At 60.2% G+C, this 21,006-nt stretch carries 20 protein-coding genes and 1 tRNA gene; 15 read left to right on the plus strand and 6 right to left on the minus strand.

The genetic code is table 11. The features are described from left to right. From ihfA to DKB71_RS12100, 3 genes are all read left to right on the plus strand, one after another. Positions 1-303 carry an integration host factor subunit alpha gene (ihfA, locus tag DKB71_RS12090; RefSeq protein ID WP_002553164.1) on the plus strand — a complete coding sequence of 101 codons (303 nt, stop codon included), beginning with the start codon at positions 1-3 and terminating at the stop codon, positions 301-303. Beyond that, complete coding sequence (locus tag DKB71_RS12095) at positions 284-640, plus strand: MerR family transcriptional regulator (protein WP_003179985.1); 357 nt, start codon at positions 284-286, stop codon at positions 638-640. The genes ihfA and DKB71_RS12095 overlap by 20 nt, the downstream gene beginning before the upstream one ends. Before the next feature lie 88 nt (positions 641-728). Further along, a tRNA-Pro gene (locus DKB71_RS12100) sits at positions 729-805 on the plus strand. Positions 806-1,305: 500 nt separating this feature from the next. Here DKB71_RS12100 and DKB71_RS12105 read toward each other — a convergent pair. Beyond that, a protein-coding gene (locus tag DKB71_RS12105; protein ID WP_408597150.1) for an IS3 family transposase occupies positions 1,306-2,858 on the minus strand; the annotation gives its coding sequence in 2 pieces (ribosomal slippage) (positions 1,306-2,396 and positions 2,396-2,858; 1,554 coding nt in all). 901 nt (positions 2,859-3,759) lie between these two features. Here DKB71_RS12105 and DKB71_RS12110 point away from each other — a divergent pair. Further along, positions 3,760-5,312, plus strand: a protein-coding gene (locus DKB71_RS12110; protein ID WP_408597150.1) for an IS3 family transposase whose coding sequence is annotated in 2 segments (ribosomal slippage) — positions 3,760-4,222 and positions 4,222-5,312 — 1,554 coding nt in all. Because the reading frame shifts where the segments join, the coding sequence is not laid out codon by codon here. 288 nt (positions 5,313-5,600) lie between these two features. Here DKB71_RS12110 and DKB71_RS12115 read toward each other — a convergent pair. Further along, positions 5,601-5,804 carry a hypothetical protein gene (locus tag DKB71_RS12115; RefSeq protein WP_274077396.1) on the minus strand — a complete coding sequence of 68 codons (204 nt, stop codon included), beginning with the start codon at positions 5,802-5,804 and terminating at the stop codon, positions 5,601-5,603. 185 nt (positions 5,805-5,989) lie between these two features. On the opposite strand from DKB71_RS12115, the gene DKB71_RS12120 reads away from it, so the two are divergent. Next, complete coding sequence (locus DKB71_RS12120) at positions 5,990-6,202, plus strand: hypothetical protein (protein ID WP_408600538.1); 213 nt, start codon at positions 5,990-5,992, stop codon at positions 6,200-6,202. Between the two features lie 31 nt (positions 6,203-6,233). Here the strand turns inward: DKB71_RS12120 and mhpT are convergent, their stop codons facing one another. Then, a complete protein-coding gene (gene mhpT / locus DKB71_RS12125) occupies positions 6,234-7,451 on the minus strand; it encodes a 3-(3-hydroxy-phenyl)propionate transporter MhpT (protein ID WP_406591927.1) in 1,218 nt (405 codons plus the stop codon). 332 nt (positions 7,452-7,783) lie between these two features. Here mhpT and DKB71_RS12130 point away from each other — a divergent pair, with 332 nt between their 5' ends. Then, positions 7,784-9,106: an OprD family porin gene (locus DKB71_RS12130; RefSeq protein ID WP_408600539.1), complete on the plus strand. Its 1,323-nt coding sequence runs from the start codon at positions 7,784-7,786 to the stop codon at positions 9,104-9,106. A gap of 43 nt (positions 9,107-9,149) precedes the next feature. On the opposite strand, the gene DKB71_RS12135 is transcribed toward DKB71_RS12130, so the two are convergent. Next, the gene (locus tag DKB71_RS12135; RefSeq protein WP_323626235.1) at positions 9,150-9,638 is read right to left on the minus strand and encodes a MarR family transcriptional regulator; all 489 of its coding nucleotides are present in this window, start codon (positions 9,636-9,638) and stop codon (positions 9,150-9,152) included. Positions 9,639-9,847: 209 nt separating this feature from the next. Between DKB71_RS12135 and DKB71_RS12140 the strand changes: the two genes are divergently transcribed. The 5 genes from DKB71_RS12140 (at position 9,848) to DKB71_RS12160 (ending at position 17,259) form a co-directional block, all read left to right on the plus strand. Next, positions 9,848-10,678 carry a p-hydroxycinnamoyl CoA hydratase/lyase gene (locus DKB71_RS12140; RefSeq protein ID WP_274077380.1) on the plus strand — a complete coding sequence of 277 codons (831 nt, stop codon included), beginning with the start codon at positions 9,848-9,850 and terminating at the stop codon, positions 10,676-10,678. A gap of 96 nt (positions 10,679-10,774) precedes the next feature. Continuing rightward, positions 10,775-12,223 (plus strand): aldehyde dehydrogenase, encoded by a 1,449-nt coding sequence (locus DKB71_RS12145; protein ID WP_408600540.1) that lies wholly within the window; start codon positions 10,775-10,777, stop codon positions 12,221-12,223. 114 nt (positions 12,224-12,337) lie between these two features. Beyond that, on the plus strand, positions 12,338-14,221 hold the full coding sequence (locus DKB71_RS12150) for a feruloyl-CoA synthase (protein WP_408600541.1): 1,884 nt from the start codon (positions 12,338-12,340) through the stop codon (positions 14,219-14,221). Further along, the gene (locus DKB71_RS12155) at positions 14,218-15,459 is read left to right on the plus strand and encodes a thiolase family protein (protein WP_408600542.1); all 1,242 of its coding nucleotides are present in this window, start codon (positions 14,218-14,220) and stop codon (positions 15,457-15,459) included. Before DKB71_RS12150 ends, DKB71_RS12155 begins: the two co-directional genes overlap by 4 nt. A 42-nt stretch (positions 15,460-15,501) precedes the next feature. Then, complete coding sequence (locus DKB71_RS12160; protein WP_408600543.1) at positions 15,502-17,259, plus strand: acyl-CoA dehydrogenase; 1,758 nt, start codon at positions 15,502-15,504, stop codon at positions 17,257-17,259. Positions 17,260-17,282: 23 nt separating this feature from the next. Here the strand turns inward: DKB71_RS12160 and DKB71_RS12165 are convergent, their stop codons facing one another. Next, entirely contained in the window at positions 17,283-17,591 is a 309-nt protein-coding gene (locus DKB71_RS12165) for a hypothetical protein (RefSeq protein WP_408600544.1), read from the minus strand. Between the two features lie 113 nt (positions 17,592-17,704). Beyond that, the gene (locus DKB71_RS12170) at positions 17,705-18,439 is read right to left on the minus strand and encodes a metallophosphoesterase (RefSeq protein ID WP_408600546.1); all 735 of its coding nucleotides are present in this window, start codon (positions 18,437-18,439) and stop codon (positions 17,705-17,707) included. A gap of 135 nt (positions 18,440-18,574) precedes the next feature. Between DKB71_RS12170 and DKB71_RS12175 the strand changes: the two genes are divergently transcribed. The 4 genes from DKB71_RS12175 (at position 18,575) to DKB71_RS12190 (ending at position 20,999) form a co-directional block, all read left to right on the plus strand. Beyond that, a complete protein-coding gene (locus DKB71_RS12175; protein WP_408600547.1) occupies positions 18,575-19,036 on the plus strand; it encodes an anti-virulence regulator CigR family protein in 462 nt (153 codons plus the stop codon). 94 nt (positions 19,037-19,130) lie between these two features. Further along, the gene (locus DKB71_RS12180; protein ID WP_408600548.1) at positions 19,131-19,622 is read left to right on the plus strand and encodes a hypothetical protein; all 492 of its coding nucleotides are present in this window, start codon (positions 19,131-19,133) and stop codon (positions 19,620-19,622) included. 210 nt (positions 19,623-19,832) lie between these two features. After that, positions 19,833-20,507: an NADPH-dependent F420 reductase gene (locus DKB71_RS12185; RefSeq protein ID WP_408600549.1), complete on the plus strand. Its 675-nt coding sequence runs from the start codon at positions 19,833-19,835 to the stop codon at positions 20,505-20,507. Positions 20,508-20,519: 12 nt separating this feature from the next. Continuing rightward, entirely contained in the window at positions 20,520-20,999 is a 480-nt protein-coding gene (locus DKB71_RS12190; RefSeq protein WP_408600550.1) for a DUF6130 family protein, read from the plus strand. Positions 21,000-21,006: the final 7 nt, after the last annotated feature.

The following is a 21,006-nucleotide window of genomic DNA, read 5'->3' on the forward strand; positions in this document are numbered from 1 at the left end:
ATGGGGGCTTTGACGAAAGCTGAGATGGCGGAACGTCTGTATGAAGAGCTGGGCCTGAACAAGCGGGAAGCCAAGGAATTGGTCGAACTGTTTTTCGAGGAAATCAGGCACGCTCTCGAAGACAACGAGCAGGTCAAATTGTCCGGTTTCGGCAATTTCGACCTTCGGGACAAACGCCAGCGGCCTGGCCGCAACCCGAAAACGGGGGAAGAAATCCCGATCACGGCTCGCCGTGTGGTCACCTTTCGTCCAGGGCAGAAGTTGAAGGCCCGAGTTGAGGCTTATGCTGGAACCAAGTCATAACGACGAGCTTCCCGTCATCCCAGGCAAACGCTACTTCACCATTGGTGAAGTCAGCGAGCTGTGTGCGGTAAAACCACACGTGCTGCGCTACTGGGAGCAGGAGTTTCCTCAACTCAACCCCGTCAAACGCCGCGGAAACCGCCGGTATTATCAGCGCCAGGACGTGCTGATGATCCGGCAGATCCGCGCGCTGCTGTACGATCAGGGTTTCACCATCGGCGGCGCACGCCTGCGCCTGTCGGGCGATGAAGCCAAAGACGACACCACCCAGTACAAACAGATGATCCGGCAGATGATTGCCGAGCTCGAAGATGTCCTGGTTGTCCTCAAGAAATAAATTTCTGCTTTTAAATACTTCCAGTTTTCAAAAGCTTGCGATATATTCTTGAGCGTTCCTCGAGGTGAGGAACAAATACACGCCTAGTCGGGGCGTAGCGCAGTCCGGTAGCGCACTAGCATGGGGTGCTAGGGGTCGAGTGTTCGAATCACTCCGTCCCGACCATATTTCGTAAGGGGATCAAGCACTTAGCGGCTTGATCCCCTTTCTCGTTTCAGGCTTGCGCAAAACCTGCGCAAAACTGGCGCAAAACCCTTGCGATTTTTCATGGATGGAAAGGGCTAATCAATGGTGAATCTTGAGTTCAGCGAGAAGCACGACCAAAAATTTCTGAAGCACTTCAATGGTCAAATGGATGACATCAGCCACGTTTTCTTGCCGATTCGCGTCTTTCTTTCTCCCAGGTTCTTGACCTATCGAAAGCCCTTTATCCCAACGATATTAAAATCGGATCGCTTGCTGATTTATGGTCGGTGGCGGAAAAGGTCAATCGTGTTCGGAATATGATGGCGCACACTCTTGACCCAGACTCGAGCAAGCTGGAAGTACACAAAGATGCAATCAGAAGCACTATCAGATCTCGCTTTAAGGGGTGCGATCATTTGGAGTTTTCGGGCTGCCTAACAGCGGCGTTTTTCAAGGTAGTTGTCGCATCAACCGTCTAACTATGCCGCTTTTTTCTCGAGTTGCTGCTCTCGATCCGGGTTCAACAGCACGGTGCCGATCGGCTCCCAGTTTCGTGTTCGACCCGACCACCGTTCCGGCTTTTGCTCCTTGGCTTGTTCGTACAGCTCATGTCGCCGAGCCAGGACCTGATGGTCAAGTCCTCGATGCCGCTCAGCCGGTGTGACGAAGCGGATACGGCTATGCCGGTGTTCATTGTTGTACCAACGCATGAAATCCCTCACCCACGCTCGTGCGGCGTCCAGACTGCCAAAACCATCCTGCGGCCATTGCGGGCAGTATTTTAGCGTTCTAAACAACGACTCCGAGTAGGGATTATCGTTGCTCACCCGCGGTCGTCCCCGTGAGGGCGTGATGCCCAGTTCGTACATCTTGCTCAACAGCGTCACCGATTTCATCGGCGCGCCGTTGTCCGAGTGCAGCACCAGCGGTTCGTGTAAACACTGTTCGCCGATCACGCTGCGTTGCAGCAGCGCGGCAGCTTTCTCGCCGCTTTCCGCGTCATAGACCTCCCAGCCCACAGCCTTGCGGCTGTAAATATCCTCGATCAAATAGAGGTAGTAATACTTGCCACGTACCGGCGACGGCAGGTACGTGATGTCCCATGACCACACCTGATTGGGCCCTATGGCCGCATGCGTCGTTGGTGCGGCGTGCCGCCTGGGGCGTTGGCTACGGCCTCGGTGTTGCTGTTGACCCGCCGCTCGCAAGACGCGATAAAACGTCGCCTCCGATGCCAGATAGCGGCCTTGGTCAGCCAGGCGCGGCACGATCTGGCTCGGCGGCAGATGAGCGTAATCAGAGCTGTTGCACAGCGTCACAATCGTCTGTCGCTCGAGCTCGCTTAGTGCATTTCGCGGCGTTGGCCGTGTGACAGTCGTTCGGGCATCGGCCTGGATAACGTCTGTTTCATTCCACCGCTGCAAGGTCCGCAGCGATAGACCGACCTCCCGGCAGGCCCTGATTTTTCTGGCTCCCGCCGCGACCGCTTGGCTCAGCCAGTCAACCAGTAACTGCCGTTCTGGCAAAGGCGTCAGTTGTCCTCGTTGTCGGTCCCCCAGTAGTCGTTGAGCTTTTTTCGCAGCACCAACAACGCCGCTGTTTCAGCGAGCGCCTTGTCTTTGCGGCGCAGTTCGCGCTCAAGTTGCTGGATGCGTTTCTTGTCTTTGCGCGACTGCTCCCGGTCTTCTTTTAGCTGGGCCTTTTCCGACTTCTGGCCGGCGATGAAAGCTTGTCGCCAGGCCGTGATTTGCTCGGGGTAAAGGCCTTTGCGGCGACAGTACTCACCCAGGTCGATCTCGGACAAACTGGCGGCTTCAAGCACGACAGCAAACTTGGTTTCGGCTGACCAGTTCTCGGTCAATGGCTTGTTTTCGGACACTGCACTTCCTTCAGAACTGAGCTGCTTGCGCCAGTTGGACAAAGACATTTCGCTGACCCCTTCGCGCCGGGATACCTCGGCCATCGACAGGTTCAGTGGGGGAAGCAGCATCTTGAGTAATGCGGCTCTGCGTTCAGGTGAATAATACGGCACGACCAGTCTCTTTCCGCCCCCGATATGCTTTTTTAGGAAAAACCGGAGAGGCGACAACTAACCTGACACCGGGGGGTGGCGAGAAGGGAGCGTCGAGTGATCATGGTGACTTTGGCCATGAAATTGATTTCCCCTACTTTTCCCCCCACAAAAACGTCGGCTCTTGATGGCCGTTATTGCACGCTCGTAGAGCAGAGCACCGCTGCAACTCAATTAAATACTAGCTTTGAAAAATCCAGAGTAAAATTTTGGAATCTTTCAAGAAGTATGAAAAAGGAGATGGGGGGCTAGGGGTCGAGTGTTCGAATCACTCCGTCCCGACCATTATTCATGAGTAAAATCAGGCACTTAAGCCGATCATCAAGATCGGCTTTTTTGTGTCTGCGCAAAACCCGCGCAAAACTAGCCGGTGATTTCGCTGATATTCAGGTCCCGATTTCCTCGGCCCCCAGATGGCGTCCTCGTGGTCGCGCTGGTAGTTTTTGGTCATGCCCTCGCTCGCATGATCTGCGCGTGGATCGTCGGATTGGTGAGGTATCCAAGCAGTAATTGGCGATGTCTCCAATCAGGCGCCCCAAGTGGGGGGACCGTTCGTCGGCGCTCGCGCACGATCAACAAATTGCCAAGTCGATGAAGTAGCCCAAAAAAAAGACAGGTTCTTATGCGACCACTAATCCTCGATTTGCCGAATGGGCGTGAGCTCGCAAATGAACTTGATCTTGCAATCGGGCAGATGATGGCCATCCCGGTCGAACTAATCGGTGGCACAGAGTGGCTGGCGGCTTCCACCAGGCAGCAGCAAGCCTTCCAAAAATGGCGAGAGTATCCCCCGGTGTCAGGTTAGTTGTCGCCTCTCCGGTTTTTCCTAAAAAAGCATATCGGGGGCGGAAAGAGACTGGTCGTGCCGTATTATTCACCTGAACGCAGAGCCGCATTACTCAAGATGCTGCTTCCCCCACTGAACCTGTCGATGGCCGAGGTATCCCGGCGCGAAGGGGTCAGCGAAATGTCTTTGTCCAACTGGCGCAAGCAGCTCAGTTCTGAAGGAAGTGCAGTGTCCGAAAACAAGCCATTGACCGAGAACTGGTCAGCCGAAACCAAGTTTGCTGTCGTGCTTGAAGCCGCCAGTTTGTCCGAGATCGACCTGGGTGAGTACTGTCGCCGCAAAGGCCTTTACCCCGAGCAAATCACGGCCTGGCGACAAGCTTTCATCGCCGGCCAGAAGTCGGAAAAGGCCCAGCTAAAAGAAGACCGGGAGCAGTCGCGCAAAGACAAGAAACGCATCCAGCAACTTGAGCGCGAACTGCGCCGCAAAGACAAGGCGCTCGCTGAAACAGCGGCGTTGTTGGTGCTGCGAAAAAAGCTCAACGACTACTGGGGGACCGACAACGAGGACAACTGACGCCTTTGCCAGAACGGCAGTTACTGGTTGACTGGCTGAGCCAAGCGGTCGCGGCGGGAGCCAGAAAAATCAGGGCCTGCCGGGAGGTCGGTCTATCGCTGCGGACCTTGCAGCGGTGGAATGAAACAGACGTTATCCAGGCCGATGCCCGAACGACTGTCACACGGCCAACGCCGCGAAATGCACTAAGCGAGCTCGAGCGACAGACGATTGTGACGCTGTGCAACAGCTCTGATTACGCTCATCTGCCGCCGAGCCAGATCGTGCCGCGCCTGGCTGACCAAGGCCGCTATCTGGCATCGGAGGCGACGTTTTATCGCGTCTTGCGAGCGGCGGGTCAACAGCAACACCGAGGCCGTAGCCAACGCCCCAGGCGGCACGCCGCACCAACGACGCATGCGGCCATAGGGCCCAATCAGGTGTGGTCATGGGACATCACGTACCTGCCGTCGCCGGTACGTGGCAAGTATTACTACCTCTATTTGATCGAGGATATTTACAGCCGCAAGGCTGTGGGCTGGGAGGTCTATGACGCGGAAAGCGGCGAGAAAGCTGCCGCGCTGCTGCAACGCAGCGTGATCGGCGAACAGTGTTTACACGAACCGCTGGTGCTGCACTCGGACAACGGCGCGCCGATGAAATCGGTGACGCTGTTGAGCAAGATGTACGAACTGGGCATCACGCCCTCACGGGGACGACCGCGGGTGAGCAACGATAATCCCTACTCGGAGTCGTTGTTTAGAACGCTAAAATACTGCCCGCAATGGCCGCAGGATGGTTTTGGCAGTCTGGACGCCGCACGAGCGTGGGTGAGGGATTTCATGCGTTGGTACAACAATGAACACCGGCATAGCCGTATCCGCTTCGTCACACCGGCTGAGCGGCATCGAGGACTTGACCATCAGGTCCTGGCTCGGCGACATGAGCTGTACGAACAAGCCAAGGAGCAAAAGCCGGAACGGTGGTCGGGTCGAACACGAAACTGGGAGCCGATCGGCACCGTGCTGTTGAACCCGGATCGAGAGCAGCAACTCGAGAAAAAAGCGGCATAGTTAGACGGTTGATGCGACAACTACCTTGAAAAACGCCGGTATCTTCAGCTCATGGCTGATGGGCGAGTAAGTGTCGAGTCGTTAAGGGTCGCCTGATTTATGGCGCGTTGTAGATGGGCGGCGCTGACTGTGAATGAAAAAGCCCGACACTTGGTCGGGCTTCTCAATCACGTAGCCAATTCCCTTTGGCTGACTGCATTGTGCCGGGCAAATATGACGTTGCCGTGACGGGAGTGCGCATATCAGGTGCAGGCCAGATTTTCGACGACGCAAGGTAAACGCAGATTCTCAATGGAGAACTCGGCGACTCTCCCCAATCCTGATCCGGTCAAGCGCCCGGTTCAATGCATCCAAGGCATCAAGAAGGGCTTTCGCCTCAGCTTCCCGGCCATCTCCCCACAGTCGTTCCGCCATCTTGTTCAGGGCCTGGATAGACCTTTCAATGTCTGCAGCGGTTGCTGCGGGTGTGTCTGTCTGCCGCTTCTTTGGCATTGTTAAAAGTGCTCAAGTGCTCGAGCGACAATGCCGACGATCCGGCATTGTCGGCGCTCATCTCAGTGGGAAAAAAAGTGGAAACAGGATATCAAGCGACGGCCGAGTGCGTTTGAATATTGACTGAGGGGCAGGGCACGCCTATACAGGTGCCCTTTACAGTTTAGCCAACGCAGGAAATGTAAATGAGTGACGAGATCGATATTCCTGAGCCCGAGCACGACCATCTGCTCGATCATGAATTCCACGATGAAGAACCCTGGGTTGAAGAAGACGCCCAAGGCATTCTTGACGATGACGACGAGGAGCAGGATGACCTCGACTATCTTGATTCTATTGATCAAGAGGACCAGGGCGACCTCCATCACCCAAAGGCTGATGAAGATCGAGGGCTCTGAGCAGAACCCTCGCTTCAAATCCCTCAACCGCTTAGTTGGCGGTCTTCAGTTGCCCTTGCGCGCTCGATCCGGTGCGGGCGATCACAGTCAGGATCGACAGCGCAGCAATCACCAGCCCCGGTGAGGTCGCCAGCAGCACGCCCGTGGTGCCTGCACCGGCGGCGAGGATCTGCCCGGCGGCCAAGGGGCCTGCCACCGAGCCCAGGCGGCCGATGGCCACGGCGGCGCCGACACCGGTGGCGCGCACTGCGGTTGGGTAGGACGGTGGCGCCAGGGCGTAGAGCACTAGTTGCGCCGCCATGACGAACAACCCGGCGGCAAACCCGGCGATCGCCATCGGTACGATACCCACCGCGAGGCCGACCCCAGCCAGCGCCGTCAGCAACCCGGCATAGACGAACAGCACGACCTTGACGCCGTTGCACCGGTCCAGGAGCAGGCCGCCGAGCAGCGAGCCGAGGGCGCCGCCGATGTTGAACAGCATTTGCACCATGCCCGCCTGGGGTTTGCTGAAGCCCTGTTCCAGCAGCAATGAAGGCAGCCAGTTGAGCAGCATGTACATCACGGTCAGGGTGAAGAAATAGCTCAGCCACAAGGCCAGTGTGTTGCGTGTGCGACCTTCGCCGAACAGCGCCTGTGCGCTGGAGGGGCGCAGGTTGCCAGTAGCTGAATGTTGCTGGCGGAAGGCGGTGGATTCGGGCAGCAGCAGGGCCATCAGCGGTACGACCAGCAAGGGTGCCAGGCCGCCGATGATGAAGGTGGTCTGCCAGTGTTCACTGGAAAACATCGCCACCACCGCCGCGAGTGCACCGCCCAGGGGAACCCCGCAATACATGACGCTAATGGCGGTGCCGCGGTTGCGTTCGCTGACGGCTTCGGCGCACAGGGCGATCAGGTTGGGCAGGGCGGCGCCCAGGCCCAGGCCGGTCATGAAGCGCACCAGCAACAGGCTGGAGTAGCTCTCGACGTAGGCCGTGCAAAGGGAAAACACGCCAAACAGCAGCACGGCACTGACGAGGATTTTCTTGCGGCCGATGCGATCGGCGATCCAGCCGCCAAAAAATGCTCCGGGCAGCAGGCCGATGATCCCGGCGCTGAACACCCAACCCATCATCTTCGGGTCCAGGGCAAAACTCTGGCGCAGCCCGGCGGCAGCGGTGCCGGCGGCCTGCAGATCGAAACCCTCGATTAGCGCAACGATAAAGCACAAAGCGATTGTCAGCGTCGAACGACGCGATGGGCTGTCCATGGGTGAAACCTCATTGTTGTTTTTGTTGTGGAGTCGAGCCGTCCCATCGCACAGGGTACGCGGAAGATGACTGCCGATGAATAAGATAACAAAGATAACTAAAAAATGAACTGCCTCATGAAAATCCGAAAAATCAGCCGATAAGGCTTATAAATCAGATACTAAGATCAATATGAAGCGGCTCACTGGAAAATAGATAATAATATTAATGTTCGATTATCGGTCATTTCCCATTGACAGCTGTCATCCGCTGTTTCCATTCTCTGTTCGCGAAGCCGGCTGCAATGCGCTCCACCGGCAGCACAAACAACAATAAAAAATGGAAATCGAACATGCCAAATCTCCCCACGCACGACGTTGCGACGGCGTCAGCCACCTGTGTGCCCGGTATCAACCGAGGGTTGGTCCTGGCGCTGCTCGGCTTGAGCGTCTTGCCCACCCAGCTTCGCGCCGCTGGTTTTATCGAAGACAGTCACGGCACCTTGACCTTGCGAAATTACTACCTGGACCGCCAATACAAGGACGATGGCGCCAAGACCGCCGCGCAGGAGTGGGCCCAGGGTTTCATCATGAACATGGAGTCTGGGTTTACCGAAGGGCCGCTGGGTTTTGGCCTGGACGTTCGCGGGCTGCTGGGGGTCAAGCTCGACTCCGCGCCGGATCGCAGCGGCACCGAGTTGTTGCCGGTGTCGGCCAGCGACAATCGTGCGGCGGATGAGTACTCGCGCCTGGCCCCGACCGCCAAGCTGCGTTTTGCCCAGACCACGGTGAAGTCCGGGGACGTGTCGATCTTCCTGCCGTTTGCCTTTGCCAGCCCCTCGCGATTGCTGCCACAGACCTTTCGCGGCACCACCCTCAGTTCCAGGGACTTCGATGGCCTGACGCTGAACACCGGGTACATCGATCGCATCGACAAGCGCAATTCCACCAACTATGAGGCGATGACCATCGCTTCGCCCAACCGGCGCTTCAACGCCACTGCCACGACTTCGCACATGGCCTACCTGGGGGGCGATTATCAGGTCAGCAAGACGCTGAGCCTGCGGGCCTACCACGCGGAAGTGGCCGACTTGTACCAACAGGACACCTTTGCCTTGCTGCATGACCTGCCCCTGGGCGGGGGGGTATTGACCAGTGACCTGCGCAGTTTTTTCAGTCGCGAGGATGGCAGCGCCAAGGGCGGTGAAGTGGATAACCGCAACGTCTCGGGGCTGTTCAGCTACCGTTACGGCGGACACAAGTTGGGCATCGGCTATATGCATTCCAGTGGCGACTCGGCGACGCCCTACATCTCCGGGACAGAGTTGATGGGGATGAGTGAGCTGACCATGGCGTCGGACTTTCTCAACGCCAAGGAGCGCACGTGGCAGGCCATCTATGACTACGACTTCGTCGCGTCCGGAGTGCCCGGGCTGAGGGGGCGGTTGCGTTATTTGCGCGGTGACAATATCGAGCTGGCAGCCTTCAACGCTGAGGACCGCAAGGAGCGCGAGTTCCAGATGGAACTGGGTTACGTGGTGCAGAGCGGTCCGCTGAAAAACGTCGCACTGGTGGCGCGCAAGGCGATCTACCGCAACGATTTCCCGAGTGGCGCGGCATTTCGCGATGAAAACCAGACCCGCTTCCTGGTGACCTACACCTTGCCGATCTGGTAACCGCCTGCAAGCTTCTCACCGGCACGCTCCTTGGGGGCGTGCGTCACTCCTGATAAATCTTCTTCAGCAGCCGCAGCAGTTCTTCGCGCTCCTGATCGTCCAGCGCTGCGGTGGCGTCCAGGTCGCTTTGCGCGGCGATCTGGTTCAGTTCCTTGAGCAGGGTCTCGCCGGTCTTGCTGAGGAAGATCCCATAAGAGCGCTTGTCCGGCTTGCAGCGCACGCGCACCGCCAGCGCCCGGCTTTCCAGTTTGTTGAGCAGCGGCACCACCTGGGGCGGCTCGATGGTCAGTGCCCGGGCCAGATCGGCCTGCATCAGGCCGGGGTTCTGATTGATGATCGCCAGGGCGGAGAACTGGGCGGGTCGCAGATCGTGCGCCGAGAGGCGGCCAATCAGGTTCTGGAACAGCTTGAGTTGTGCGCGGCGCATGGCGTAGCCGATCAGGTCGTTCAAGGCCGAATCGAGTGGTGCCTGCATCTCGGCGTTGTTCGACGGTGCCTCGATCGACTCGGCGAGGGGGGAGGGCTTGGCCATTGCGGGTGAGTCCTGGGGATTTTGGGTTAACAAGACTATCTATTTTGCCGGCGTTGACCGGTGATTGCTATGGCCAAAATCGCTGGCGTTCGGACAGCAGGGCGCTGCGCAGCGGGAAACTGGTTAATTTTATTAATAGTTAATTGACATAACTAATTCGCCGGTTTAATTTCCAGTCATCTTCAAACCAAGAACAAGAGAGCATCGTCATGAGCAATTACGAAGGTCGCTGGACAACGGTCAAAGTGGAAATCGAGGAAGGCATCGCGTGGGTCATCCTCAACCGCCCGGAAAAACGCAACGCCATGAGCCCGACCCTGAACCGCGAGATGATCGACGTCCTGGAAACCCTCGAGCAGGATCCGGACGCCGGTGTCCTGGTGCTGACCGGTGCGGGCGAAGCCTGGACGGCGGGGATGGATCTCAAGGAGTACTTCCGCGAAGTGGACGCCGGCCCGGAGATCCTTCAGGAAAAAATCCGTCGCGAAGCCTCGCAATGGCAGTGGAAACTGTTGCGCATGTACGCCAAGCCGACCATTGCCATGGTCAACGGCTGGTGCTTCGGTGGCGGTTTCAGCCCCCTGGTGGCGTGTGACCTGGCGATCTGCGCCGACGAAGCGACGTTTGGCCTGTCGGAAATCAACTGGGGCATCCCGCCGGGCAACCTGGTCAGCAAGGCCATGGCCGACACCGTGGGCCACCGTCAGTCGCTGTACTACATCATGACCGGCAAGACCTTTGGCGGGCAGAAAGCCGCCGAGATGGGCCTGGTCAATGAAAGCGTCCCGTTGGCGCAACTGCGTGAAACCACCGTTGAGCTGGCGCGTAACCTGCTGGAGAAAAACCCGGTGGTGCTGCGTGCGGCCAAGCATGGTTTCAAACGTTGCCGCGAACTGACCTGGGAGCAGAACGAGGACTACCTGTACGCCAAGCTCGATCAGTCGCGCCTGCTCGACACCGAAGGCGGCCGTGAGCAGGGCATGAAACAATTCCTCGACGACAAGAGCATCAAGCCCGGCCTGCAAGCGTACAAACGCTGAGGTTCTGCGGTAGGTAGCCGGGCGCGGTTGCGACCCGGTACTGCGGTTACATCGTTCTTAATGTATTCCCGACAAAGACTATAAAGAGGAATCACCATGCTGGACGTGCCCCTGCTGATTGGCGGCCAGTCGTGCCCCGCCCGCGACGGTCGAACCTTCGAGCGCCGCAACCCGGTGACCGGCGAGTTGGTGTCGCGGGTTGCCGCCGCCACCCTGGAAGATGCCGACGCCGCGGTGGCCGCTGCGCAGAAGGCGTTTCCCGTCTGGGCTGCCCTGGCCCCCAATGAACGCCGCACCCGTTTGCTCAAGGCCGCCGAACAATTGCAGTCGCGCAGCGCCGAGTTCATCGAGGCGGCTGGGGAGACCGGCGCCATGGCCAACTGGTACGGGTTCAACGTGCGGCTGGCGGCCAACATGCTGCGTGAAGCGGCGTCGATGACCACGCAGATCAATGGCGAAGTCATCCCCTCGGATGTGCCTGGCAGTTTCGCCATGGCCCTGCGCCAACCCTGCGGCGTGGTGTTGGGCATCGCGCCCTGGAACGCTCCGGTGATTCTTGCCACCCGCGCTATCGCCATGCCATTGGCCTGCGGCAACACCGTGGTGCTCAAGGCCTCCGAGCTCAGTCCAGCGGTGCACCGCTTGATCGGTCAGGTACTGCAGGACGCCGGCCTGGGTGATGGCGTGGTCAATGTCATCAGCAACGCACCTGAGGATGCCCCGGCCATTGTCGAGCGATTGATCGCCAACCCGGCGGTGCGCCGGGTCAATTTCACCGGCTCGACCCATGTCGGACGAATCGTCGGCGAGCTCTCGGCGCGCCACCTCAAGCCGGCGTTGCTGGAACTGGGCGGCAAGGCGCCGCTGCTGGTGCTCGACGATGCCGACCTGGATGCTGCGGTAGAGGCGGCAGCCTTTGGCGCCTATTTCAATCAAGGGCAGATCTGCATGTCCACCGAGCGCCTGATCGTCGATGCCAAGGTGGCCGATGCCTTTGTCGCCAAGTTGGCGGCCAAGGTCGCCACCCTGCGCGCGGGCGACCCCGCAGATGCGCAATCGGTGCTCGGTTCGCTGGTGGACGCCAGCGCCGGCACGCGCATCAAGGGCCTGATCGACGATGCCCTGGCCAAAGGCGCGCGGCTGGTGGTCGGCGGGCAACTGGATGGCAGCATTTTGCAGCCGACCCTGCTCGACGGTGTCGACGCGAGCATGCGTCTGTACCGCGAGGAGTCCTTCGGACCGGTGGCCGTGTTGCTGCGCGGGGAAGGGGATGAGGCGTTGCTGCAGTTGGCCAACGACTCCGAGTTCGGTTTGTCGGCGGCGATTTTCAGTCGCGATACCGGGCGTGCCCTGGCCCTGGCCCAACGGGTCGAGTCGGGCATCTGCCATATCAACGGCCCGACCGTGCACGACGAGGCGCAAATGCCTTTTGGCGGGGTCAAGTCCAGCGGCTACGGCAGTTTCGGCGGCAAGGCGTCCATCGAGCATTTCACCCAGCTGCGTTGGGTCACCTTGCAGAACGGACCGCGGCACTACCCGATCTGAACAGGCGGGCAAGGCCGAAATAACAATAACAAGGCTGCAGCCAACGGCTGCCACGCTATCGCTGAGTCACCTGTGGGTGACTTGGTTTAGCGTGCCTCGACGGAGTACATGCACTTGAGTTCCGAATTCAGTTTACAAGCCCAAGCCCAGGCCAGCGCACCGCGCTATCGCCCCGTGTCCATCGGTTGCGCGGCGGTCGAGGTGACCGAGCAGCAGGGCGAACTGCACATGCGCTCCCTGGAACCCTTGGCCGAGATGCCCAGGCGCTTGCTCGACCGTCTGGTACATTGGGCCCGGGTGCGTCCCGAGCAGACCTTTATCGCCGCCCGCCAGGACGACGGTGAATGGCGTCGGGTGAGTTACGCGCAAATGCTCGACAGCGTCCGGGCGATCGCCCAAAGCCTGCTGGGCTATGGACTGTCGGCCGACAGGCCCCTGGTGTTGCTCTCGGGCAATGACATCGAGCATTTACAAGTCGCCTTCGGCGCCCTGTATGCGGGCATTCCCTACTGCCCGGTGTCGCCGGCCTATTCGCTGCTGTCCCAGGATTTCTCCAAGCTGCGCCACGTGTGCGACCTGCTGCAACCTGGCCTGGTGTTCGTCAGTGATGCCCCGGCGTACCAGCGCGCCATTGACGCCGTGCTGCCGGCCGATACGCCACTGATTATCGTCCGTGGCCAGGTCGCGGGGCGCCGCCAGGTGAGCTTTGCCAGCCTGCTCGAACAATCGGGCGGCGCCGAGGCCGAAGCCGCTTTCGCCGCCACCGGCCCGGACAGCATCGCCAAGTTTCTGTTCACCTCCGGCTCGACCCGGCTGCCCAAGGCCGTGATCACCACCCAACGCATGCTCTGCGCCAATCAGCAGATGTTGTTGCAGACCTTTCCGGTGTTCGGTGAAGAACCTCCGGTGCTGGTGGACTGGCTGCCGTGGAACCACACGTTCGGCGGCAGCCACAACCTCGGCATCGTGCTCTACAACGGCGGCAGTTTTTACCTGGACGACGGCAAGCCGACCGCCCAGGGATTTGCCCAGACCCTGCGCAACCTCAAGGAAGTGTCGCCCACCGCCTACCTGACCGTGCCCAAGGGCTGGGAAGAACTGGTCTCGGCCCTGGAACAGGACGCGCAATTACGGGAGTGTTTTTTCAAGCGCGTCAGCCTGTTCTTCTTCGCCGCTGCCGGGCTGTCGCAAAGCGTCTGGGATCGGCTTGACCGGGTCGCCGAACAACACTGTGGCGAACGCATCCGGATGATGGCGGGGCTGGGCATGACCGAGGCCGCGCCATCCTGCACCTTTACCACCGGGCCCTTGTCCATGGCCGGTTACATCGGCCTGCCGGCACCGGGTTGCGAGGTCCGCTTGGTGCCCAGGGAGGGCAAGCTGGAAGGGCGCTTCCGTGGGCCGCACATCATGCCCGGTTACTGGCGCTCACCAAATCAGACCGCCGAGGTGTTCGACGAACAAGGCTATTACTGTTCCGGTGACGCGCTCAAGCTGGCTGACCCGGATGACGCGCAACTGGGGCTGATGTTCGATGGGCGCATTGCCGAAGACTTCAAGCTGTCTTCCGGGGTCTTCGTCAGTGTCGGGCCGCTGCGTAATCGTGCGGTACTGGAGGGCTCGCCCTATGTCCAGGACCTGGTGGTGACCGCGCCGGATCGTGAATGCCTTGGCGCGCTGGTGTTCCCACGAATGTACGAATGCCGCCGCCTGGCGGGGCTCGATGCCAGTGCCAGCGATGCCCAGGTGCTGGCCAGCGCGCCGGTGCGGCAGTGGTTCGCCGACTGGTTGCAGCGGCTCAATCGTGACGCCAGCGGCAACGCCAGTCGCCTGGAATGGATCGCGTTGCTCGATGAGGCCCCGTCCATCGATCGCGGTGAAATCACCGACAAAGGCTCGATCAACCAGCGTGCGGTGTTGCAATGCCGTGCGGCCCAGGTCGAGGCGTTGTATCGCGGTGAAGACCCGTCGATCCTGCGTGCAGGGCCACGGTCATGAGTGGCCCGGGGCAATACTCGTCCTTCAGCGATGTGGCGATTCTTGAAGCCGTGCGAACGCCTTGGATTGATGTCGGCGGCGCGTTGGCCCAGGTATCGCCCATTGATCTGGGCATCAAGGTCGGTCGCGAAGCGTTGGCCCGTGCCGGGCTCGATCCGCAGGCAGTTGACACGGTGCTGGCCGGCTCCATGGCCCAGGCCAGCTTCGACGCCTACATGCTGCCACGCCATATCGGTCTGTACAGCGGTGTGCCGCAACAGGTGCCGGCCTTGGCGGTGCAGCGCATTTGCGCGACCGGCTTTGAGCTGTTGCGCCAGGCCGGCGAGCAGCTTCAAGGGGGCGCGCAACTGGCGCTGTGTGTGGGCGCCGAATCCATGTCGCGCAACCCGATTGCCGCCTACACCCATCGGGGCGGGTTTCGCCTCGGAGCGCCGGTGGAGTTCAAGGATTTCCTTTGGGAAGCGCTGTACGACCCGGCGCCGGGCCTGGACATGATCGCCACGGCGGAAAACCTCGCCAGGCGTCACGGCCTGAGCCGCGAGGCGGTGGATGCCTATGCCCTCGACAGTCACCAAAGGGCGCTGCACGCGCAGACCAGCGGCTGGTTCAGCGATGAAATCGTCGCGGTGGGTAATGAGGTGTTTGAACTGGAGGGCTATCAGCCACGGGGGATTACCCTGCCGCGTCGATGTGAAGCGGTGACCCAGGACAGCCATCCCCGGCCCACCGATTTATCCGCGCTGGCCAGGCTGCAGGCGATTCATGCTGATGGCGTGCAAACCGCCGGCAACAGCTGTGCGGTGGTGGACGGCGCAGCGGCCGCACTGGTCGGCCGAGCCTCGATGAGTACGCGTCCGGTACTGGCGCACCTGTTGGCGACTGCGGTGGTCGGTGTGGCGCCGGAGTTCATGGGGATCGGCCCGGTGCCGGCGATCCAGTTGTTGCTGCAACGCAGCGGCCTGGCCCAGGACGATATCGCCCTGTTCGAAATCAACGAGGCGCAAGGCGCTCAGGTGCTTGCAGTGGCTCAGGCGCTGGAGCTGGATAGCCAGCGGCTTAACCGCCGTGGTGGTTCGATCGCGCAGGGGCATCCATTGGCCGCCACCGGCCTGCGTTTGGTAATGACCCTGGCGCGGCAATTGCGCGAGCAGCATCTGCGCTACGGAATCGCCGCTGCCTGTGTCGGCGGCGGGCAGGGCATGGCCGTGCTGATCGAGAACCCGGATTTTCGTGGCTGAACCCTGGCGGTATTTTTTCCTTTAATCGACACGAGGTTTGCCATGTGGCACTACCAGGCACCGTTGCGCGACATGCATTTCATCCTTGAACACTGGCTGCAGGCGCCCCAGGCCTGGAGCCAGATGCCCGCATTCGAGGCCCTGGACTTGCCGTTGGCACTCCAGGTGCTGGGCGAGGCCGGGCGTTTCAGTGCGGATGTACTGGCGCCGCTCAATGGCAGTGGCGATCGCCAGGGTTGCCGCTTCGACAATGGCCGGGTCAGCACGCCGGACGGTTTTGTCCAGGCTTACCGGGCATTCGCCGAAGGTGGCTGGCCGGCATTGGCCTGTGATGAAGCCTTCGGTGGCCAGGGACTGCCGCAACTGCTCGATGCCGCCTTGCAGGAAATGCTCTACGCCAGCAACCACGCCTGGGCCATGTACACGGGAATCGCCCATGGCGCCTACCTGTGCCTCAAGACCCATGCGCCGCAGTGGATCAAGGAGCGTTATCTGCCGCAGATCGTCAGTGGCGAGGCGCTGCCCACCATGTGCCTGACCGAACCCCAGGCCGGCAGCGACGTCGGCCTGCTGCGCTGCCGTGCCGAACCCCAGGGCGACGGCAGTTATCGGTTGAGCGGCAGCAAGCTGTTCATTTCCGGAGGCGAACATGACCTGACTGAAAATATCCTGCACCTGGTGCTGGCGCGCTTGCCTGGGGCGCCCACTGGTAGTCGTGGTATTTCGCTGTTTTTGGTGCCCAAGCGCCTGGATGACGGCCAAACCAATGCGCTGCGCTGCGACGGTATCGAACACAAGATGGGCATCAAGGGCAGTGCCACGTGCTCGCTGGTCTTCGACGGCGCCCAGGGTTGGCTGATCGGCGAGGCGAACCGTGGTTTGGCCGCGATGTTCGTGATGATGAACTCGGCGCGACTGCATGTCGGTCTCCAGGGCTTGGGGCATGCCGAGGCTGCATGGCAGAACGCCTATACGTACGCGCTGGAGCGCAGACAAATGCGTGCGCCCAAGCGTCCTGTCGGCGTTGCCGCCGAAGCGGTCGACCCGATTCATTATCATCCGGCCATGCGCCGGGTTTTGCTGGAATTACAGGCCTGCGCCGAGGGCATGCGCGCCGTTGGATACTGGGCTGCGCATTTGCTCGATCAGGCCGATCATGCCCCGGACCTGGCCACTCGGCAGAGTGCCTTGCAACTGGCGGAGCTTTTGACGCCGGTGATCAAGGCTTTTTTCACTGAGCAGGGTTTTCGCCTGGCCAGCAATGCCTTGCAGGTCTTCGGTGGGTACGGCTACGTCGCCGAGTTCGCCATTGAACAGACCCTGCGCGACAGCCGAATCGCGATGATTTACGAGGGCAGTAACGAAATCCAGGCCAATGACCTGCTGCTGCGCAAAGTGCTGGGCGATGAAGGCCGGGCCCTCGCTCAATTGTTGGCGGTGATGCGCGAAGAAGCCGGGCAGGATTGCGAAACAGCAGGCTGCACCGGTTTTGGCGCTGAGCTGGCGTTGCTGTGCGATAAACTCGAGGGTGTGCACCTGGAGATACGTGATCAGGTCGTCGAGGACGGCGAATATCCCTATCGGGCAGCGGGCGATTTTCTACGACTGTGTGGCGTGGCCCTTCAGGCTTTTGCCTGGACCCGGGCGGCGCGTGTCGCTCGCTTGTTACCCGACAGCAATCCTTTGCGCGCCAGTAAGCTGCAAACCGCGAGCTTTTTCTTTGCCTACCTGCTGCCGGAAGCGGATCAGCGGATCGCTGCCATTCGTGCGGCCAAGGCACCGCTGCCGTTTCTCAAGTGAGTTCAGGAGGCAGGTCGCGGGCATCAGGCACCTGATTCCGGGTCGCTCGCAGGCAAGCCGCGAGCCTCCTTGTCGTTTTCGTCCTGATCGTTCATGTGCGGGGCGGCGTCGGAATCTTCGAGGCGAGCACCTTTTCCATGGTCCGGATGCTCACTCGAGACCGGGTTATTTGCCTCCACGCCTCTCATATCTTCATCGACAGGCGCTTCATCGTTCGGCGGCAATGGAACCTCAGGCGCATCCTTGCTGGGGTCATGGCCGGTTTCGTTGTCCGTGGTTCGCGTCACGTCCTGCTGCGACCTGTTACCCACTGCATTCTCGTCAATGTCCATGCTGGTTCTCCGTTTTGATGCGCGCAATGTCCGCGCTTATACATGAGAGATAGCGGCGCGGCTCGAGTGCCGAGCTTTGGACGAGCGGCAAACCCGAGAGCCCTCAGGAAAGCTCAGTCCCAGTCGAAACCGAGTTCCGAATCGATCGGCGGGATGCACTGCAGGGTCGCCAGATCCAGCAGGGTGAAATAACCGTCCAGCCAGCCCGCTGTGTCGATGTGGTACACGTTGCCGAGAACCGCAGGCTGCCTGAGCGGTGTATGCCCGACCACCAGGGCACGAAGTCCCTCAATGCAGTCGGTATCGCCGTCCTGAATCCGGGTTCGCGACCACAGGCAACTGTGCTGCACAAGTTCCAGCCGCTTGGTGCTTTCAGGTGATTGCAGTTCGGTGCACAGTTGATCCCACGACGGCACCGGGCAATCGGCGTGAACGATCCCGACCAATCCGCCAGGCGTATCCACCTCAATGGCGATCGGCAGCTCGGCGAACTGCAGCGCGAACGCTATCTGCTCGACCAGCGACAGCCCGGCGAACCATTCCCCGCCGTTGCAGATCCAGCTGTCGACGTCGCAGGTGTCGAAGTGCGCCACGTAGTCGTCATGGTTGCCACGCACCGGGTGAAACCATGGTTTCGCCAGCCAGTCGAGCGCGTCGCGGCTCTCGGGTCCACGATCAACCAGATCACCGACACTGAACAGGCGGTCGACGACAGGATCGAAATCGACCGCCTCCAGCGCAGGCTGCAATCGGCTGAAGTGACCGTGAATGTCACCCACCGCAAAGTCCCGGCCGGCGGTGTTTGCGGCGAAGCGCTTGATGCGTGACGACTCGATGGTTTCGATCATGGCGCACTCCGGTACGACAGAAGGCCTCCTTTGAATATTGGCATAGCTTGGCCTTGCCCGTCCTTCACCGTCGGGAACCAAAACAGTCCAAAGTGTCTACATTACAGGGAGTCTTCCCTTTCTGAGAGAACGGATATGATCAGACATCGCTCGTTGATAGCAGCTATCACATGTGTCGCATTGGTCTGCGGCTCGGCCACGGCATGGGCCGATCCAGGTAATGGCAAGGGGCAAGGAAACGCCAAGGGCAATTCGCAACACAGCCAGGAGCATGGCAACCAGGGCAATAGGGGGAATAAATCCGGGGGCGATGATTGGGACCATGGTCCAAGCATCAATCGAGGAAGCATTATTGGCATTGTCGATGGGTATCGGGACTACTGGAGCCCCGGACCTGCCTTGCCACCCGGCATTCAAAAGAACCTCGCCCGGGGTAAACCGCTGCCACCCGGGATTGCGAAAAAGCTCGATGGTCGACTGATCGGCCATCTGCCTCGTTATGAAGGTTACGAATGGCAGCAGGCGGGCACCGACCTGATACTGGTTGCGATTGCTACCGGCCTTATCTACGAGGTTCTCAATGGCGCTTTCGATTGACGATAGACTGATGTATCCGTCCGTCGCCGAACTTGAACTGTCGGGGATTTAACGCGTCTTAAACAACGCGCAATCAACCCTCACGGAAGCAATCATGCTTTTAAAAAACAAGAGTTTCGTTGCTGTAATGTCATTCGCCATGATGCTTGCAGCCGCTCCGTTACTGCCCGCTGACCTGTCCATCATGAACTCCGCCTATGCCAAAGAAGGTGGTGGTGGCGGTGGTGGCGGTGGCGGTGGCGGTGGCCACGGCGGCGGAAATGGCGGCGGTAATGGTGGTGGCCATGGCGGCGGTAACGCTGGCGGTCACAGCGGTTCGGGTCACTCCGGCAGTAACGGCCGCGGTGAGGGGTTGAGCAGTGATCATGCGGGCAAATCGGTTCGCGACCATGGCATCAGCGGCAACCGTTACGGCAGTGATCGCAACGGTGACAAGGGTCACGGCACCACCACTTCGGGCATCGCACAATCCAAAGATACCCGCGGCCTGACTAAAGCCTCTGCAATCTCGGCCACGACGCCGGGAGATCACAACGCCAAGGGATTGAGTAATGCCGGCTCGTCAACTTCGAAAAAGTCCGATTGAGCAGAATCGGGATGAGTTGACCGCTGCAGGGTGAGCTCATCGTTATAGCGATGTGGTTCTGTGAGCAAAAAATCCCGGAGACCTTCTGTCTCCGGGATTTTTCGTTGTAAGGCCGGGGGAAATCCTGCCGTACGTCGTGATCCACCAGATGGTTCCCTGGCTCGACTACGGTTGGATGTAAGACTGCTTTCCAACCCAGGAGCGTTAGGCATGCGCAGAATCCTCTTCCTGATGTTCGCCGCCCTGGTCATGTGCGCCAGCCAGGTCATGGCGGACACCCTCAAGATCAGCGTCATCGGCGCTGGCAACGTCGGCGGTACGCTGGGTACGCTTTGGACAAAGGCCGGGCACTCGGTGATGTTTTCGTCACGCCATCCCGAGGAGCTGGCGGACCTGGTCAAGCGCGCCGGCGCCAACGCCCGGGCGGGCTCCGTGACCGATGCCGCGGCCTGGGGCGAAGTGATCGTGTTGAGCGTTCCCTACGGCGCGATGCCGGTGCTGTCCGAACAGCTCAAGGGCAAGCTTGGCGGCAAGGTGGTGTTCAGCACCAGCAACCCGTTCAGCGGCCGTGATGGAGATGTCGGGAGCAAGGCGCTGGAGACGGGAGCAGCCCTGGCGGACCAGCAATACCTGCCCGGCGTACACTTGGTGCGGGCATTCAACGCCATAGGCTACGCTTCCATGAAGGACGAGTCTGGCAAGGGCAAGGCGATTCCCGTTTTCGCCGACGACGTCCAGGCCAAGGATGTGGGGGCGCGGTTGGTGCGCGACGCCGGATTCCTGCCTGTCATTTTTCCGCTGGCGCGAGCCAATGAAGGTTTACCCCGCGGTCCGCTCAGCGGCCTGTGGAACGAAGCCGAACTCAAGGGCAGGCTGGCTCCCTAGGAGAAAAACAGCATGGCTCCCGCAAACCTGTTGGTCTTGGCCTGGGGTGTGTTCTTCTGCACGGCAGCGTTCGGTCAAGGCGCGGCAGACACTGATCACCCACCGGCGATACTTCCACTGGAATCCGAGACGACGCCAAGCCTCATTGCCTGGCCGCCGCTCGCCGAACCGCTCGCCCGTGGGGTCGTCATCATCCAGTATCGAACAGAGCACGCCAGGATCATGCCGATCTTTGGCAAAGCGGCCGCTGATGTTTCACCACGCCTGGGTCACCTTCATGTGACCGTCGACGACTGGAAAGGTACATGGGCGCACACCAGTGAAGACCCGATCATCCTGGTCGGGCTGACCCCCGGTACGCACAAGGTTCTGCTGGAAGTGGCCGACCCGACGCACAAGATCCTCACCCGTACGACAGTGAGTTTTGTCGTTCCGCAGAAGAACCCCGCGGACGCCCCGCACGTTGACGAGGGTCACGCCGCAAAACCCTGACGATGAG

Source organism: Pseudomonas sp. PLMAX (genome assembly GCF_046042685.1).
In the GTDB taxonomy this organism is placed as follows: Bacteria; Pseudomonadota; Gammaproteobacteria; order Pseudomonadales; family Pseudomonadaceae; genus Aquipseudomonas; species Aquipseudomonas putida_AE.

Coding starts and splice junctions, on each gene's coding strand:
- DKB71_RS12135 (WP_323626235.1), bottom strand. CDS start 9,638: ATGGCCAAGCCCTCCCCCCTCGCCGAGTCGATCGAGGCACCGTCGAAC.
- DKB71_RS12140 (WP_274077380.1), top strand. CDS start 9,848: ATGAGCAATTACGAAGGTCGCTGGACAACGGTCAAAGTGGAAATCGAG.
- DKB71_RS12185 (WP_408600549.1), top strand. CDS start 19,833: ATGCGCAGAATCCTCTTCCTGATGTTCGCCGCCCTGGTCATGTGCGCC.
- DKB71_RS12155 (WP_408600542.1), top strand. CDS start 14,218: ATGAGTGGCCCGGGGCAATACTCGTCCTTCAGCGATGTGGCGATTCTT.
- DKB71_RS12160 (WP_408600543.1), top strand. CDS start 15,502: ATGTGGCACTACCAGGCACCGTTGCGCGACATGCATTTCATCCTTGAA.
- ihfA (WP_002553164.1), top strand. CDS start 1: ATGGGGGCTTTGACGAAAGCTGAGATGGCGGAACGTCTGTATGAAGAG.
- mhpT (WP_406591927.1), bottom strand. CDS start 7,451: ATGGACAGCCCATCGCGTCGTTCGACGCTGACAATCGCTTTGTGCTTT.
- DKB71_RS12095 (WP_003179985.1), top strand. CDS start 284: ATGCTGGAACCAAGTCATAACGACGAGCTTCCCGTCATCCCAGGCAAA.
- DKB71_RS12190 (WP_408600550.1), top strand. CDS start 20,520: ATGGCTCCCGCAAACCTGTTGGTCTTGGCCTGGGGTGTGTTCTTCTGC.
- DKB71_RS12115 (WP_274077396.1), bottom strand. CDS start 5,804: ATGCCAAAGAAGCGGCAGACAGACACACCCGCAGCAACCGCTGCAGAC.
- DKB71_RS12145 (WP_408600540.1), top strand. CDS start 10,775: ATGCTGGACGTGCCCCTGCTGATTGGCGGCCAGTCGTGCCCCGCCCGC.
- DKB71_RS12170 (WP_408600546.1), bottom strand. CDS start 18,439: ATGATCGAAACCATCGAGTCGTCACGCATCAAGCGCTTCGCCGCAAAC.
- DKB71_RS12180 (WP_408600548.1), top strand. CDS start 19,131: ATGCTTTTAAAAAACAAGAGTTTCGTTGCTGTAATGTCATTCGCCATG.
- DKB71_RS12175 (WP_408600547.1), top strand. CDS start 18,575: ATGATCAGACATCGCTCGTTGATAGCAGCTATCACATGTGTCGCATTG.
- DKB71_RS12165 (WP_408600544.1), bottom strand. CDS start 17,591: ATGGACATTGACGAGAATGCAGTGGGTAACAGGTCGCAGCAGGACGTG.
- DKB71_RS12130 (WP_408600539.1), top strand. CDS start 7,784: ATGCCAAATCTCCCCACGCACGACGTTGCGACGGCGTCAGCCACCTGT.
- DKB71_RS12120 (WP_408600538.1), top strand. CDS start 5,990: ATGAGTGACGAGATCGATATTCCTGAGCCCGAGCACGACCATCTGCTC.